We start from the raw sequence: 17,296 nt of genomic DNA on the forward strand, positions 1-17,296 counted from the left end.
CCCCTTTGTGTAGAACAGAAATACGGTGCCGACCCATCAGGAGGCCCCGAGCTCGTTGTCGATGAATGCCAGGACCTCGTCGGCCGATGCGGCCTGGAGCTTCTCGGCGACCGTTGCGGAGGCTTCGTCGCCCGTCGCGGGCTCCTCGTCCCAGCCGGAGAGGATGTCGCGCAGCCGTGCCCCGATCCGGTGGCGCGCGGTGCGGTCCGCGGACAGCGACGCCAGGGTCTCCTCCAGCCGGTCAAGCTCGGCCAGTACGGGGACGGCCTGCGGTTCGGCGTCGTCGCTGACCTCGGTCCGCAGGAAGGCGGCCAGCGCCACCGGCGTCGGGTAGTCGAACGCCAGCGTGACCGGAAGACGCAGCCCCGTACGCGTGCTGAGCCGGTTGCGCAGCTCCACGGCGGTCAGGGATTCGAATCCGAGATCCCGGAAGGGCCGCTTCGCACCGACGGCCTCCATCTCGGTGTGGCCGAGCGTCCCGGCGGCCTCGGTACGTACCAGTTCCAGGAGCATCTGGCCGAGTTCGACTTCGGACAGTTCGGCCGCAGTCCTCCGGAACACTGCCGCACTGTCGGCGGCACTGTCTCCGGCCTCTTCCGCCGCGCGCGCCAACTCCCGCATCCGTGGGACGTCGGCGATCAGCGGGCTGGGGCGGACCGCGGTGAGCGAAGGCCCGAAGAGCGCCCAGTCGATGTCCGCGAGCAGCAGGGACGGGCTGTCCTGCGCCACCGCCCGGCTCAGTGCGGGCAGCGCGGAGGCGGTCGGCAGAGCGGCCAGGCCACGACGGCTCATCCGTTCGACGAACGTGTCGTCGGATGTGGCCGGGCCGCCGTCCGCCCACGGCCCCCAGGCGATGGACGTGGCCGCCAGACCCTGCGACCTGCGGTGCGCGGCGAACGCGTCGAGATAGGCGCCGGCGGCGGCGAAGGCTCCTTGGCCGGCGCCCCCGACCGTGCCGGCGATGCCGGAGAAGAGCACGAAGGCGGTGAGGTCCAGGCCCTGTGTCACCTCCTGCAGATTCCGGGCGCCACCCACGTGCGTGCGCAGCGCGGCGGCCAGCCGCTCGGGCGTGAGCGCGCCCATGACCGCGTCGTCCAGCTCTCCCGCGCCGTGGAGCACAGCGGTGATCCGGTCGCCGTCGGCCTTCAGCCGTGCCACCAGTCCGGCGAGGGCGTCTCGATCCGCCACATCGCAGGCGGCCGCGGTGACCGCGGTGCCCGATCCGGCCAGCTCCTGGATCAGTTCGGCCACACCGGGCGCGTCCGCTCCCCTGCGTCCGATGAGCACGACGTGCTCTGCGCCGTGGCCGACGAGCCAGCGGGCCAGCTGCCTGCCGATCGCTCCGGTGCCCCCGGTCACGAGCACGGTCCCTTCCGGCGTCCAGGAGCGGCTCGACGCCATCGGGGGCGCGGGCAGCAGGCGGCGGGCGAACACTCCGCCCGGACGCACGGCGAGCTGGTCCTCATCGCCGGAACGGGCGAGCAGACCGCACAGCCGTGAAAGCGCGCGCTCGTCAGGTGCGTCGGTGAGGTCGATCAAGCCGCCCCATCGCTCCGGGTGTTCGAGGCCGGCCACCCTGCCCATGCCCCAGACCAGGGCCTGTGCGGGTCTGATGGATCCGTCGTGCCCACCCGTCTGGACGGCGCCCTGGGTCAGGCACCACAGGGGCGCCGTGACGGCTGCGTCGCCGAGCGCCTGCACGAGCGCCACGGTCGCGGCCAGACCGGTGGTCAGCTCCGGGGTCCCGGCGACCGGCTCCTCGTCGACGGAGCACAGGGAAAGGACTCCGGCGATGTCGGTGCGGTCGCCGAGTGTGTCGGACAACCGCAGGGACAGCGTCACCCGGTCCAGTACGTCTCCGGCGGCGAATTGCAGGACGTCGGCCCCCTGTGCGCGCATGGCGTGCGCGACGAGGGGGGCGAGTTCACCGCTCGCTCCGGTCGCCGATGCCACGATCAGCCAGGTGCCGGTGAGGGAGGCTGATCCCTCAGCCAGTGTTATCCAACTGGACCGGTAGGCCCATGAGTCGGTGGCGGAGGCCTCACGGCGCTGCTTCCGCCATGAGGACAGGGCGGGCAGGACCGCGCCCAACGAATCGCCTTCGACATCGAGGGTCCGGGCCAGTGTGGTGAGGTCACCGTGTTCGACGGCCTCCCAGAACTGGGCGTCGACCGGGTCCACGGCACCCGCGGCCGGGGCCGCCAGAGCTTCCGGCCAGTAATGCCGCCGCTGGAAGGCATAGGTCGGCAGATCGACATGGGCCGGAACATGACCGGCGAACAGCGCCTTCCAGTCAGGGTCGACCCCGTTGGCGTGTGCTTCGGCGAGGGAGGTCATGAAGCGCCGGGGCTCGTCCTCGTCCCGCCGCAGCGTCCCCAACGCCACCGCGTCACTACCGGCCGCCTCGAACGTCTCCTGCAGACCGAGCTGAAGCACCGGATGGGGGCTGACCTCCACGAACACACGATGACCGGCGTCGATCAGGGTGCGGGTCGTCTCCTCCAGGAGGACCGTGCGGCGCAGGTTGGTGTACCAGTACTCGCCGTCCATCCCCGCCGTGTCCAGCAACTCACCCGTCACCGTCGAATACAGCGGCACCTTCGACACACGCGGGGACAGATCCGCCAACACCTTCAGCAACTGGTCGTGGATCCGCTCCACATGCGCGCTGTGAGAGGCGTAATCGACATCGATGCGCTTGCAACGCACCCCGTCCGTCTTGCATGCCACCAGCAGTTCGTCCAGCGCGTCATCGTCACCACTGACCACCACCGAGGACGGGCCGTTCACCGCCGCGACGGAAAGGCGCCCCTCCCACTTGGAGAGCCGTACCTCCACCTCCTGCGCCGGCTCCGCCACGGACGCCATGCCGCCCAGACCCGAGAGCTCCACAATCGCCCGGCTCCGCAACGCCACCACCCGCGCACCGTCCTCCAAGGACAGCCCACCAGCCACACACGCAGCAGCGATCTCACCCTGGGAATGGCCCATCACCGCAGCGGGCACCACACCCGCCGCACGCCACACCTCGGCCAACGACACCATCACCGCCCACAACACCGGCTGCACCACATCAACACGACCGAACCCAGGAGCACCCGGCTCACCACGCAGCACATCCAGCAGCGACCAGTCCGTGAACGGCTCCAACGCCGCACCGCACTCGCCCAGCCGCTGCGCGAACACATCCGAGGACTCCAACAAGCCCGCAGCCATACCCACCCACTGCGACCCCTGCCCCGGAAAAACGAACACCGGCCGCATCACACCATCAGCGACGCCCCGCACCAGCGCCGGGCCCGACCGCCCACCGGCCAGGGCCTCCAGGCCGGCCACCAACTCCTCACGCCCACAGGCCGTCACCACCGCCCGGTGCTCGAAACGGGACCGGCTCAACGCCAGCGCATGCGCAAGATCCCGCATCGGCACACCCGGCGAGACCGCCACCGACTCAGCCAGACGCGCCGCCTGATCCCGCAACGCCCCCTCCGACTTACCGGACAGCACGAACGGCAACACGACACCGTCCGGAAGCCCGGCCCCCACGACGACATCGTCGTCCGGCGCCTGCTCCAGAATGACGTGCGCGTTCGTACCACTGATACCGAACGACGACACCCCCGCACGCCTGGCCTCGCCCGACTCCGGCCACGCCACCGACTCCGTCAGCAACTCCACCGCACCCGCCGACCAGTCCACCTGCGAGGACGGAGTGTCCACGTGCAGGGTCCGAGGCAGGACGCCGTGGCGGATGGCCTGCACCATCTTGATGATGCCGGCGACGCCCGCAGCGGACTGCGAGTGGCCGATGTTCGACTTGATCGACCCGAGCAGCAGCGGCCGTTGTTCCGGCCGCTCGCGTCCGTAGGTGGCGAGCAGCGCCTGTGCCTCGATCGGGTCACCCAGCTTGGTGCCGGTCCCGTGCGCCTCCACCGCGTCCACCTGTGCCGGGGACAGCGCGGCGTTCGCCAGCGCCTGCCGGATCACGCTCTGCTGCGAGGGACCGTTCGGCGCGGTCAGGCCGTTCGACGCACCGTCCTGGTTCACCGCCGAGCCCCGTACGACAGCGAGCACCCGGTGCCCGTTGCGCCGGGCGTCGGAGAGCCGCTCCACGAGCACCATGCCGACGCCCTCGGACCAGCCCGTGCCGTCCGCCGCGTCGGCGAAGGCCTTGCACCGGCCGTCGGCCGCCAGACCACGCTGGCGGGAGAACTCCGCGAAGATGCCCGGGTTCGTCAGCACGGTCACTCCGCCCGCCAGGGCCATCGAGCACTCGCCGGAGCGCAGGGCCTGCGTCGCCAGGTGCAGGGCGACCAGCGAGGACGAACACGCCGTGTCCACCGTGACGGCGGGCCCCTCGAAGCCGAAGGTGTAGGAGACACGACCGGAGATGACACTGGTCGCGTTGCCGGTGAGTAGGTGGCCTTCGGTTCCGTCCGGCAGTCGCATCCCGGCCCCGTAGCCGGACGAGGCGGTTCCTGCGAAGACTCCGATGTGGTGGCCCCGCACGGACGTGGGGTCGATACCGGCGTGCTCGAAGGCCTCCCACGAGACTTCGAGCAGCAGCCGCTGCTGCGGGTCCATCGCCACGGCCTCCCGGGGCGAGATCCCGAAGAACGCGGGGTCGAACTCCGCCACCTCGTAGAGGAATCCGCCCTCCAGCGTCGTGGACGCGCCGTCCTCGCCGCCTGCGGCGTAGAGGCTGTCCAGGTCCCAGCCACGGTCGGTGGGGAAGCCGGCTATGCCGTCACCGCCCGTGGTGACCAGTCGCCAGAGGTCGTCGGCGCTCGCCACCCCGCCGGCGTAGCGGCAGCTCATGCCGACGATCACGATCGGGTCGTCCTCCGCCGCCTGGGCGGTCGGCAGGGCGACAGGGGTCTCGGGCTGTGTGCCCAGGACCTCTCCGAGTACGAAGTCGGACAGGGCCGTCGGAGTGGGGTAGTCGAAGATCAGTGTCGCGGGGAGCCGCAGGCCGGTGACCGCGTCGAGCCGGTTACGCAGCTCCACGGCGGTCAGCGAGTCGAAGCCCAGCTCCTTGAACGGCCGGTCGACGCCGACCGATTCGGTACCGGTGTGACCGAGGACCGCAGCGACCTGGGCACGGACCACGTCCAGCAGGACGGCGCCGCGCTCCTCTTGGGTGAGCCCCGCGAGCTTCTGCAGCAGCTTGAGCGATCCGGCTACGGATCCCGCCCTGCGGCGCGAGCTCGTACGGACCAGTCCGCGGAACACTCCGGCGAGCGCACCGACGGCGGCCTGGGCGCGCAGGGCCACGAGGTCCAGGTGTACGGGCACGAGCGCCGCATGGCCGCCGGTGAGCGCCGTGTCGAGGAGCGTCAGCCCTTCCTCGGCCGTCAGGGGCACCACGCCGGACCGGCTCATCCTGCTCGTGTCGCCGTCGTGCAGACGTCCGACCATCCCGTCCGCGAGGTCCCAAGGCCCCCACGCCAGCGACGTGGCTGCCAGCCCGCGGCCGGCGCGGTGCAGGGCCAGTGCGTCGAGGAAGGCATTCGCCGCCGCGTAGTTGCCCTGCCCCAGCGAGCCGAAGGTTCCGGCGACCGAGGAGAACAGGACGAACATCGAGAGGTCCGACTGCGCGGTGAGCTCGTGGAGGTGTACTGCCGCGTCGACCTTGGGGCGCAGTACGGTGTCCAGCCGGTCGGCGGTCAGCGAGGAGACGACACCGTCGTCGACGACACCGGCCGCGTGCACCACGCCCGTCAGCGGGCGGTCGGCCGGGATCGCCGCGATGACCTCCGCCAACTGCCGCCGGTCGGCTGCGTCGCAGGCGGCCAGTGTCACTTCCGCGCCGGCCTCCGTCAGCTCGGCGGCCAGCATGGCGGCGCCGGGTGCGTCGGGGCCTCGCCGACTGGTCAGTACCAGGCTGCGGACGCCGTGCCGGGTCACGAGGTGCCGGGCGACCAGGGCGCCGAGGGCGCCTGTGGCGCCGGTCACCAGGACGGTGCCGTGCGGCTTCGGGTCCGTTGCTGCCGGGCGTGGCGCCGGCCGGGTCAGCCGGGGCGCGAAGGCGCGACCCGCGCGGATCGCGACCTGCGGTTCACCGCCCGCCGTCACGGCGGCCAGGGCTCCGGGCGAGTCGGCGTGGTCGTCCAGGTCGATGAGCAGCAGGCGGCCGGGGTTCTCCGACTGGGCGGACCGCACCAGCCCCCACGCGGTCGCGCCCGCGAGGTCATCGGGTCCGCTGTCCCCGAGGGCGACCGCTCCCCGGGTCACGACGGCCAGGACGGCGTCGGCGAACCGGTCGTCCCTCAGCCACTCCTGCACGGTCGCGAGGACCGCGTGGCTGGTGGCGTGTGTACGGGAGGCGAGGTCGTCGTCGTCGACATCCGGGAAGCAGAAGACGACGTCGGGCGCCCCGTCGACGGCGGCGAGGTCCGCATAGGCAGGTATGCCGAGCGGAGCGAGTGCGCCCGGCTCTCCCAAGAGGGCCCAGGTACCCGGGGTGGCCTGGGCCGGGAGCTGCACGGGCGCCCAGTCCAGAGCGAAGAGTGAATCCCTCTCGCCCGAGTCGGTCCGGAGTTGCTCGGGCGTCACCGGAGTCAGCACCACGGACTCCGCCGCGGCGACCGGCTCGCCGGTCTCGTCGGCCATGAGGACGGCGACACCCTGCTCCGCCGGACGAATCAGTACACGCAGCACCTTCGCGCCCACCGCGGACAGCGTCACGCCGGACCACGAGGACGGCAGGCCACCCGCGACCGGGTGGAAGGCGGCGGCCAGCAGAGCGGGGTGCAGTCCGAAGCCCTGGGTGTCCGTGTCCTCCTCGAGCGCGATCTCGGCGAACAGCTCGTCGTCCCGGCGCCATACCGCGCGCAGCCCACGGAAAGCGGGACCGTAGTCGTGACCGGCATCGGCCAGATCGTCGTAGACGCTCTGCACCGACGCCGGGGAGGCACCATCCGGCGGCCACACCTCGAACTCGTTCTCCACGTCGCGGCTTTCGCGAGCCGGCGCCAGTACGCCTGCGGCGTGCAGGGTCCAGTCCGTCTCGGGACCGCCTGCCGTGGAACGCGCGTACACCTCCACCTTGCGCTGTCCCGTGCCGTCGTCGTCCGCGACGACCAGCTGAACGCCGACCGACGTGTGCTCGGGCAGAACCAGCGGGGTGCGTACGGTCATCGAGTCCAGCAGTTCGGCGCCGAACTGCTCGCCCGCGTGGAGCGCGAGCTCGACGAAGGCCGCGCTCGGGACGACTACGGAACCCAGAACCATGTGGTCACCGAGCCAGGGGTGGGACTCGACGGACAGCCGTCCGGTGAACAGGAACCCGTCGGTTCCCGCCAGCCTCACGCCGGCTCCCAGCAGCGGGTGATCGGAACGGCCCATGCCGGCGGCCGCCATGTCCCCGAGGGGAGCCGCGGGCGCGGAGAGCCAGTACCGCTCGTGCTGGAAGGCGTACGTCGGGAGCTCGATGCGGCGGGCGCCGGTGCCGGCGAAGTACGCCGCCCAGTCGACGGCCGACCCGCGTACGTGCAGTTCGGCTAGGGCGGTGACGAGGGTCGTCGCCTCGTCACGGTCCTTGCGCAGGGCCGGGACGAACACCGAGTCCGCAACACAGTCCTGCCCCATCGCGGACAACACACCCAGCGGACCCAACTCCAGGAAGGTGGTGACACCGTGGTCCTGGAGGGCCCGCATGCCGTCGACGAAGCGGACGGCCTCGCGGACGTGGCGTACCCAGTAGTCCGCCGAGCAGATCTCCTCGTCCGACACGACACAGCCGGACACGTTGGAGACGATGGCGGCCTGCGGGGATCGGTAGGTCAAAGTCTCCGCGACCGCCCGGAACTCCTCCAGCATGGCGTCCATGCGCGGCGAGTGGAAGGCGTGACTGACACGGAGCCGCTTGGTCTTGCGACCTTCGGTCTCGAAGTGCGCGGCGATGGTGAGGACGGCATCCTCGTCACCGGAGATCACCGTCGCGGAAGGCCCGTTGAGCGCGGCGATCGATACGCCGTCGGTCAGCAGCGGGAGGACTTCGTCCTCCGACGCCTGGAGCGACACCATCGCCCCACCGGCCGGCAACGCCTGCATCAGACGACCACGCGCCGCCACCAGCTTCGCCGCATCCTCCAGCGACAGCACCCCAGCCACGTGCGCGGCCGACAACTCACCGATGGAGTGCCCCAGCAGGTAATCCGGCTTCACACCCCACGCCGACACCAGACGGAACAGGGCGACTTCGAGCGCGAACAGCCCGGCCTGCGTGAACTGCGTCTGATCCAGCAGCTCACCACCCTCGAACACCACATCGCGGAGCGGCCGGTCCAAGTGCCGGTCCAGCTCCGCACACACCACATCGAACGCATCCGCGAACACCGGATAGGACGCGTACAGCTCACGCCCCATACCCGAGCGCTGCGCACCCTGACCCGAGAACAACACCGCCAGACCACCGGGCGCGGTAGAACCAACCACCACCCGGTCCCCGATGACCACCGCACGGTGATTCATCGCCGCACGCGTCGTGACCAGCGAGAACCCGACGTCCACCGGGTTCCGATCCGCGGCGAACGCCGACAAGCGCTCCACCTGCGCCGAAAGACCCGCCTCGGACTTCGCCGACACCACCCACGGCACCACCGGCAACCCCGGAGACACCGCCTCCGCGGCTTCCTCCGGCGCCTCGATCACCGGAGCCTGCTCCAGGATCACATGCGCGTTCGTGCCACTGATCCCGAACGAGGACACCGCGGCACGCCGCGCCTCACCCGTCTGCGGCCACGCCACCGACTCCGTCAGCAGCTCCACCGAACCCGCCGACCAGTCGACGTGCGACGTCGGCTCGTCCACGTGGAGGGTGCGGGGCAGCAGGCCGTGCCGCATGGCCTGCACCATCTTGATGATCCCGGCCACGCCTGCGGCGGCCTGCGTGTGCCCGATGTTCGACTTGATCGAGCCGAGCAGCAGGGGACGGTCGTCCGGCCGCTCCTGCCCGTACGTCGCCAACAGCGCCTGTGCCTCGATCGGGTCACCCAGCCGGGTGCCCGTACCGTGCGCGTCGACGGCGTCGACGTCCCCGGCGGCGACGCCGGCGTTCGCCAGTGCCTGCCGGATGACCCGCTGCTGCGAGGGACCGTTCGGGGCCGTCAGACCGTTCGACGCACCGTCCTGGTTAACCGCAGAGCCGCGTACGACCGCGAGCACCTGGTGCCCGTTGCGCCGCGCGTCCGACAGCCGCTCCACCAGCACCATGCCGACGCCCTCGGACCACCCCGTACCGTCCGCCGCCTCCGCGAAAGGCTTGCAGCGGCCGTCCGGCGCCAGCCCGCGCTGACGGCTGAACTCGATGAAGATGCCCGGGTCGGCCATGATCGTGACACCGCCGGCCAGCGCCATGGTGCACTCACCCTGCCGCAGCGCCTGCACGGCGAGGTGCAGGGCCACAAGCGAGGACGAGCAAGCCGTGTCCACCGTGACCGCGGGGCCCTCGAGGCCGAAGGTGTACGACACCCGGCCGGACACCACGCTGGTCGCGCTGCCGGTCAGGGCGTTCCCCTCGAACCCTTCGGGCAGCTGTGCCCCGGCCCCGTACGCGGAGGACGACGCACCGGCGAACACACCCGTCGCGCTGCCGCGTACGTCAGCGGGGTCGATACCCGCGTGTTCGAAGGTCTCCCATGCGGTTTCCAGCAGCAGTCGCTGCTGCGGGTCCATTCCGAGGGCCTCACGCGGTGAGATACCGAAGAAGCCGGGGTCGAAGGCGCTCGCACCGGTCAGGAAGCCGCCGTCGCGCACGGTGGTCAGCAGGTCGGTGGCACCCTCCGACGCCGGGCCGTTCAGCCGGTCGGCGTGCCAGCCACGGTCGTCGGGGAACCCGGAGATCGCGTCACCGCCGTCGAGAAGGAACCGCCACAGGTCGTCGGGCGAGTTCACCTCGCCGGGGAACCGGCAGCTCATGCCCACGATCGCGATCGGGTCGTCATCGGCGGCTGTGAGCAGCGCGCCCGCGCTCTCCGGTACGACGACGCCCAGGATCTCCGTCAGCAGGAATCCGGCGAGAGCGGCGGGGGTGGGGTAGTCGAAGACGAGGGTCGCGGGGAGCCGGAGACCTGTCGCGGCGTTCAGCCGGTTCCGCAGCTCCACCGCTGTCAGGGAGTCGACTCCCAGATCCTTGAACTGCTTGTCACCGTCGACCGTCTCGGCCCCCGCGTGGCCGAGCACGGAGGCAGCCTGGGTGCGCACGAGGTCCAGCAGTTCCTGGTCGCGCTCCTGCGGGGCGAGTCCGGCGAGGCGCTGTCCCAGGGTGGACGCACCCGTCGTGACGGCGGCCGGAGCCCGGCGCCGGCCCGAGGTACGGACCAGTCCGCGGAAGACTCCCGGCAGTGCACCTGCGGCGGCCTGCGCCTGGAGGGCTGCGAGATCCAGGCCGACCGGTACCAGCGCCGCCCGTGGAGAGGCCAGCGCGGCGTCGAGGAGGGCGAGGCCGTGCTCGTCCGCGAGCGGCAGGACACCGGAGCGCACCATCCGGTCCACGTCGGAGTCGTCGAGTCGTCCCAGCATGCCGTCCGTGGTGGCCCAGGGGCCCCACGCCAGCGAGGTCGCCGCCAGTCCCGCGCTGCGGCGCTGCTGGGCGAGACCGTCGAGGAAGGCGTTCGCTGCCGCGTAGTTGGCCTGCCCGGGCCCGCCGAAGACTCCGGCCACCGAGGAGAACGTGACGAACATCGACAGGTCGAGCCCTGCGGTCAGTTCGTGCAGGTGGACCGCGCCGTCGACCTTGGGTCGCAACACGGTGTCGAGGCTCTCGCGTGTCATGGACGACACCACACCGTCGTCGAGGACACCCGCGGCGTGCACGACACCGGTCAGTGGCCTGTCCTCGGGCAAGTCCGCCAGGACTGCCGCCAGTCGGTCGCGGTCGGTGACGTCACAGGCGGCCAGCACGACGTCGGCGCCGGCCTCGGTCAGTTCGGCGGCGAGCGCGGCGGCGTCGGCGGCCGTCGCGCCGCGGCGACCCGTCAGGACGAGGCTGCGCACACCGTGCTCGGCGACGAGGTGGCGTGCCACCAGCCCGCCGAGGGCGCCGGTGGCCCCGGTCACCAGGACCGTGCCGTGCCGCTCGACGGGTTCGGGCACGGTCAGGACGACCTTGCCGACATGGCGTGCCTTGGCCAGGAAGCGGAACGCCTCGGGGGCCTGCCGCACGTCCCAGGTACGGATCGGCAGCGGCTTGAGCGCTCCGCTGTCGAAGAGCGCGAGTACCTCGGCCATCAGCTGGCCGATCCGCTCGGGGCCGGCCTCGATCAGGTCGAAGGCCTGGTAGGCGACGCCCGGGAAGGTCTCGGCGATCACCTCAGCGTCACGGATGTCGGTCTTGCCCATCTCCATGAACCGGCCGCCGCCCGGCAGCAGGCGCAGCGACGCGTCCACGAACTCCCGGGCGAGGGAATCCAGGACGACGTCGACACCGCGGCCTTCGGTGACGTCGAGGAACTGTCGTTCGAAGTCGAGTGTGCGTGAGGAGGCGATGTGCGCGTCATCGACTCCGAGCGAGCGCACCACGTCCCACTTGCCGCTGCTCGCAGTGGCGAAGACCTCGGCGCCCAGGTGCTGCGCGAGCTGCACGGCGGCCATGCCGACGCCACCGGCGGCGGCGTGTACGAGGACCGACTCGCCGGGCTGCAGTCGCCCCAGGTCCACGAGTGCGTAATAGGCGGTCATGAAGACCACCGGGGCCGACGCCGCCTCGGTGAAGGACCAGCCGTCCGGGATGCGGGCAAGCGTGCGGCGGTCAGTCACCGCGACCGGTCCGAACGCACCGGAGAACAGACCCATCACGCGGTCGCCGGGCTCCAGCCCGGTGACGCCGGGGCCGGTCTCCAGGACGACGCCGGCGCCCTCGATGCCCATGGTGGCGTCACCGGGATAGACGCCGAGCGCGATCAGCACGTCGCGGAAGTTCAGGCCCGCGGCACGCATGCCGACCCGTACCGCCCCTGGTGCGAGGGGCTCGACGGCGTCGGGGCACGCGGCGAGTGTGAGGTTTTCGAGGGTCCCCTTGTCCGTGATGTCCAGCCGCCACGGGCTGCTCCCCGACGGCGGTACGAGGGCTTCACCGGCCGAGGTACGGCCCAGCCGGGGTACGAACACGTCACCGGCGCGGATGGCCAGTTGCGGCTCACCCGTGGCCAGTGCGGGAAGCAGCGTGGCGTGGGAGTCGTCCAGGTCCACGAGGACCAGTCGGCCGGGGTTCTCGGACTGCGCCGAGCGGATCAGCCCCCAGGCCGCCGCTCCGGCCAGGTCGGACAGCTCGTCCTCACCGCGGGGCACGACCGCACCGCGTGTCGCGATCACCAGCAGGGCGTCGGCGAACCGGGGATCGGCCAGCCACTCCTGGACCAGCTCGAGCAGCTCGCGCACGCTCCGGCGCACGTCGGACGCCAGGTCGTCGGAGGCATCGGCGCAGTGGGTGACGAGGACGAGGTCGACGGCCGGGTCCACGGCTGCCAGGTCCTCGTACGGTTCGGCGCCCAGGGCCACCGGCCAGTCCTCGCCGAGCACCGCCCACCGTCGGGCGGGGCCGTCCGACGGCAGGGGAGGCACGGGGAGGGGCGACCATTCGAGGTGGAACAACGCGTCCTGTTCCACTCCGGGCGCCGTCAGTTGTGCTGCGGTCACCGGACGCAGTACCAGCGATTCGACGTGGGCGACCGGGGAACCGGAACCGTCGGCGGCCAGGAGGCGGATACCCGACCCGGTGGGCGTGATCCGCACCCGCAGCACGGATGCGCCGACCGCGTACAGGGAGACGCCGGACCAGGCGAACGGCAGACCGACCCCCGTCGGCTCGCCCTGGGACGCGCTGCCACCGTTCAGCCCCATCGCGTGCAGGGCGGAGTCGAGCAGAGCGGGATGCAGACCGAATCGTTCGGCCTCGGCGCCGTCGGGCAGCGCGACCTCGGCGAAGATCTCCTCACCGCGGCGCCATGCGGCCCGCAGCCCCTGGAACACGGGGCCGTAACCGTAGCCGTGCTCGGCGAGACCCTCGTAGTGCCCGTCGACGGACACCGCGACGGCGTCTCGGGGCGGCCACTCGGCCAGCTCCGTATCGTTGGCCTCGGAACCCGCGGGGGCCAGCACGCCGGCGGCGTGCTGCTGCCACGGAAGGGCGTCGTCCTGGGCTTCCGCGGGCCGTGAGTACAGAGCGACGGGGCGCTTGCCCTCCGCGTCCGGTGCGCCCACGGTCAGTTGTACGGCGACTCCGCCCTGCTCGGGGAGCACCAGCGGTGTCTGGAGTGTCAGTTCCTCGAGAAGGCCACAACCGACGTGTTCGCCGGCTTGCAGGACGAGCTCGACGTAGGCGGTGCCCGGAAGCAGGACCGCACCCAGTACGGCGTGGTCGCCGAGCCACGGGTGTGTCTGCAGCGACAGGCGGCCCGTCATGATCAGCCCGTCCGCGTCGGCCCGCGTCATCGCAGCACCGAGCATGGGGTGCCCGACCGGGCGCAGCCCGAAGGCGGACACGTCACCGAGCCATCGCGCTGCGGCGGCGGGCCAGTAGTGCTCACGCTGGAAGGCGTAGGTCGGCAGGTCGACGCGGCGGGCGCCGGTGCCGGCGAAGTACGCCGCCCAGTCGACGGCCGATCCACGTACGTGGAGCTCGGCGAGCGCGGTCACAAGGGTCGTCGCCTCGTCGCGGTCCTTGCGCAGAGCCGGGACGAACGCCGACGCCTCGACGCAGTCCTGGCCCATCGCGGACAACACACCGACCGGACCCAGCTCCAGGTACGTGGTCACTCCCTGGCCCTGGAGAGCCCGCATCCCGTCGACGAAGCGCACGGCCTCGCGGACGTGACGCACCCAGTAGTCCGCCGAGCAGATCTCGTCGCCCGACACGACCAGACCGGACACATTGGAAACGATCCCGATTCCAGGCCGGTGGAAAGCCAGGCCCTCCGCCACCTCCCGGAAGTCCTCCAGCATGGCGCCCATGCGGGGCGAGTGGAACGCGTGACTGACACGGAGCCGCTTGGTCTTACGGCCTTCCGCCTCGAAGTGCGCGGCGATCGCGAGGACAGCGTCCTCGTCACCGGAGACCACCGTCGCGGACGGCCCGTTGAGCGCGGCGATGTCGACACCGTCGGTCAGCAGCGGCAGGACCTCGTCCTCCGACGCCTGGAGCGACACCATCGCCCCACCGGCCGGCAGCGCCTGCATCAGACGACCGCGCGCCGCCACCAGCTTCGCCGCGTCCTCCAGCGACAGCACACCAGCCACATGCGCGGCCGACAACTCACCGATCGAATGACCCAGCAGGTAATCCGGCTTCACACCCCACGCCGACACCAGACGGAACAACGCCACTTCGAGCGCGAACAGCCCGGCCTGCGTGAACTGCGTCTGATCCAGCAGCTCACCACCCTCGAACACCACCTCGCGAAGCGGCTGATCCAGATGACGGTCCAGCTCCGCACACACCGCGTCGAAGGCATCCGCGAACACCGGGTACGCCCCGTACAGCTCACGGCCCATACCCGAGCGCTGCGCACCCTGACCCGAGAACAACACGGCTGTACGACCCGAGGTCACCGACCCCTCGATCGTCCGGTCGCCGATGACCACGGCACGGTGCTCCAGCACCGCACGCGACGTAGCCAGCGAGAACCCGACGTCCACCGGATTCCGATCCGCTGCGAACGCCGACACCCGCTCCACCTGAGCGACAAGCGCCTCGGCCGTCCTCGCCGACACCACCCACGGCACCAACGGCACCACCGGCAACGACGAGGCAACTACCACGTCCGCCGTCTCCGGAGCCTGCTCGAGGATGATGTGCGCGTTGGTCCCGCTGATACCGAAGGACGACACACCCGCCCGCCGCGGCGCAGCCGTCTCCGGCCACGCCACCGACTCCGTCAGCAGTTCCACCGCGCCCGCCGACCAGTCCACGTGCGACGACGGCTCGTCGACGTGCAGGGTCTGCGGCAGCACACCGTGTCGCATCGCCAGAACCATCTTGATGATCCCGGCCACGCCTGCGGCGGCCTGCGTGTGCCCGATGTTCGACTTGATCGAGCCGAGCAGCAGCGGCCGTCCCTCCGACCGCCCCTGCCCGTACGTCGCCAGCAACGCCTGCGCCTCGATCGGGTCACCCAGCTTCGTACCCGTACCGTGCGCCTCGACCACGTCGACCTGCGCCGGCTCCAGATCGGCGTTGGCCAGGGCCTGGCGGATGACCCGCTGCTGCGAGGGACCGTTCGGGGCCGTCAGACCGTTCGACGCACCGTCCTGGTTCACCGCAGAGCCTCGTACGACCGCGAGCACCTGGTGCCCGTTGCGCCGCGCGTCCGACAGCCGCTCCACCAGGAGCATGCCCACACCCTCGCCCCAGCCGGTGCCGTCCGCCGCCTCGGCGAACGCCTTGCACCGGCCGTCCACCGCGAGGCCGCCCTGCCGGGAGAACTCCACGAAGGCGCCCGGCATCGACATGACGGTCACACCACTGGCCAGGGCCATGGTGCACTCACCCTCCCTCAGCGCCTGCACCGCAAGGTGCAGGGCTACCAGGGACGAGGAGCACGCAGTGTCTACGGTTACCGCCGGTCCTTCGAGACCCAGGGTGTACGCGATGCGTCCGGAGAGAACGCTGGCAGAACTGCCCGTGGCGCCGTACCCCACCACGGAGTCGCCGGCGCCGCCCAGCACATAGCCGTAGTCCTGGCCGTTGGTTCCGGTGAACACACCGACCCGGTCGCCCTTGAGCGAGGTCGGGTCGATGCCCGCTCGCTCGAACGCCTCCCACGACGCCTCCAGCAGCAGACGCTGCTGGGGGTCCATCGCCAGCGCCTCACGCGGCGAGATCCCGAAGAAGCCGGGGTCGAACTCCGCCGCGTTGTGCAGGAACCCGCCTTCGGAGACGTACGACGTCCCCACGCTCTCGGGGTCCGGATCGTAGAGTGCGCCCACGTCCCAGTTGCGGTCCTCCGGGAAGCCGGAGATGCCGTCGCCTCCGGACTCGAGCAGCGCCCACAGCTCCTCGGGCGTCGCGACACCGCCGGGGAACCGGCAGCTCATACCGACGATGACGACCGGATCCTCGGCATACTCCCTGGTCACCGACGACGTCGCCGGGACCTCAAGAGCCTCGCCGAATACCTCGGTGCGGACGTGGCCGGCGAGCACTGCCGGGGTCGGGTAGTCGAAGATCAGCGTCGAGGGCAGGGACAGACCGGTAGCCGCTGTCAGCCGGTTGCGCAGCTCCACGGCAGTGAGCGAGTCGAAACCGAGCTGCTGGAACGCGCGGTCGGCGGGCACCTCTTCAGCGCCTCGGTGTCCCAGCACGGCCGCCGCCTCACGGCGAACGAGTTCGAGCAGTTCCGCATCACGTTCCGGCGTGGAGAGACCTGCCAGGTGCTGCTTGAAGGCGGAGTCCTCCACCGGAGCCTCGGCGCGCTCGATGATCTGCCTCACCTCGGGCAGACCGTCCAGGAGTGGGCTCGGCCGCGCGGCGGTGAACGCGGGCGCGAAGCGTTCCCAGTCCACATCGGCGACCGCCACGTGCACGTCGCCTTCAACGAGCGCCCGGTGGAGAGCGGTGATCGCCGTGGCCGGAGCCATGGTGGACAGTCCGCGTCGCCGCAGTTCGGCTTCGCCGATGTCCTCGATCATGCCGCCTTGGCCCCAGGGGCCCCAGGCGATGGACGTGGCGGTCAACCCGCGCGCCCGTCGCTGCTCGGCCAGGGCGTCGAGGTGCGCGTTGGCCGCCGCGTAGGCGGCGTGGCCGCCACTGCCCCAGACGGCACTGATCGAGGAGAACAGTACGAACGCGTCGAGCGGCCGGTCACCGAACACCGCATCCAGATTGTCCGCACCCGTCACCTTGGCCCGCAGCACCTCAGTGAACTCATCGGTGCTCATACCCACCAGACCGGTCATCTGACCGACACCAGCCGCGTGGAACACGGAACGCACCGGACCACCGGCCGCTTCGACCCGCTCCACCAGCCCAGCCAGAGCTACCCGATCACTCACATCACAGGCCGCGACCACCACCTCGGCACCCAACCCCTCGAGCTCCCCCACCAACTCCGCCGGAGCCGAACCACCACGACTCACCAGCACCACACGGCCGGCACCCTCACCCACCACCCACCGGGCCACATGCCCACCCAACGCACCCGAACCACCCGTCACCAGCACCGTCCCACCAACCACCACACCCGATGCCACCCCCGTCCCCCGGGCACGCACCACACGACGCCCGAACACACCCGAACCCCGCACCGCAACCTGATCCTCACCACCCCCACCCATCAACACCCCACACAACCGGCCC

The 17,296-nt window shown here is 71.1% G+C and carries 1 protein-coding gene; it reads right to left on the reverse strand.

Annotated elements, in window-relative coordinates; genetic code table 11:
- Nucleotides 1–36: 36 nt before the first annotated feature.
- Nucleotides 37–17,296, reverse strand: a 17,260-nt coding sequence (locus JOC24_RS32020; protein ID WP_205023956.1) for a type I polyketide synthase, incomplete at its 5' end; no start/stop codon positions are given.

It is taken from the genome of Streptomyces sp. HB132, from assembly GCF_016909575.1.
Lineage (GTDB): Bacteria > Actinomycetota > Actinomycetes > Streptomycetales > Streptomycetaceae > Streptomyces.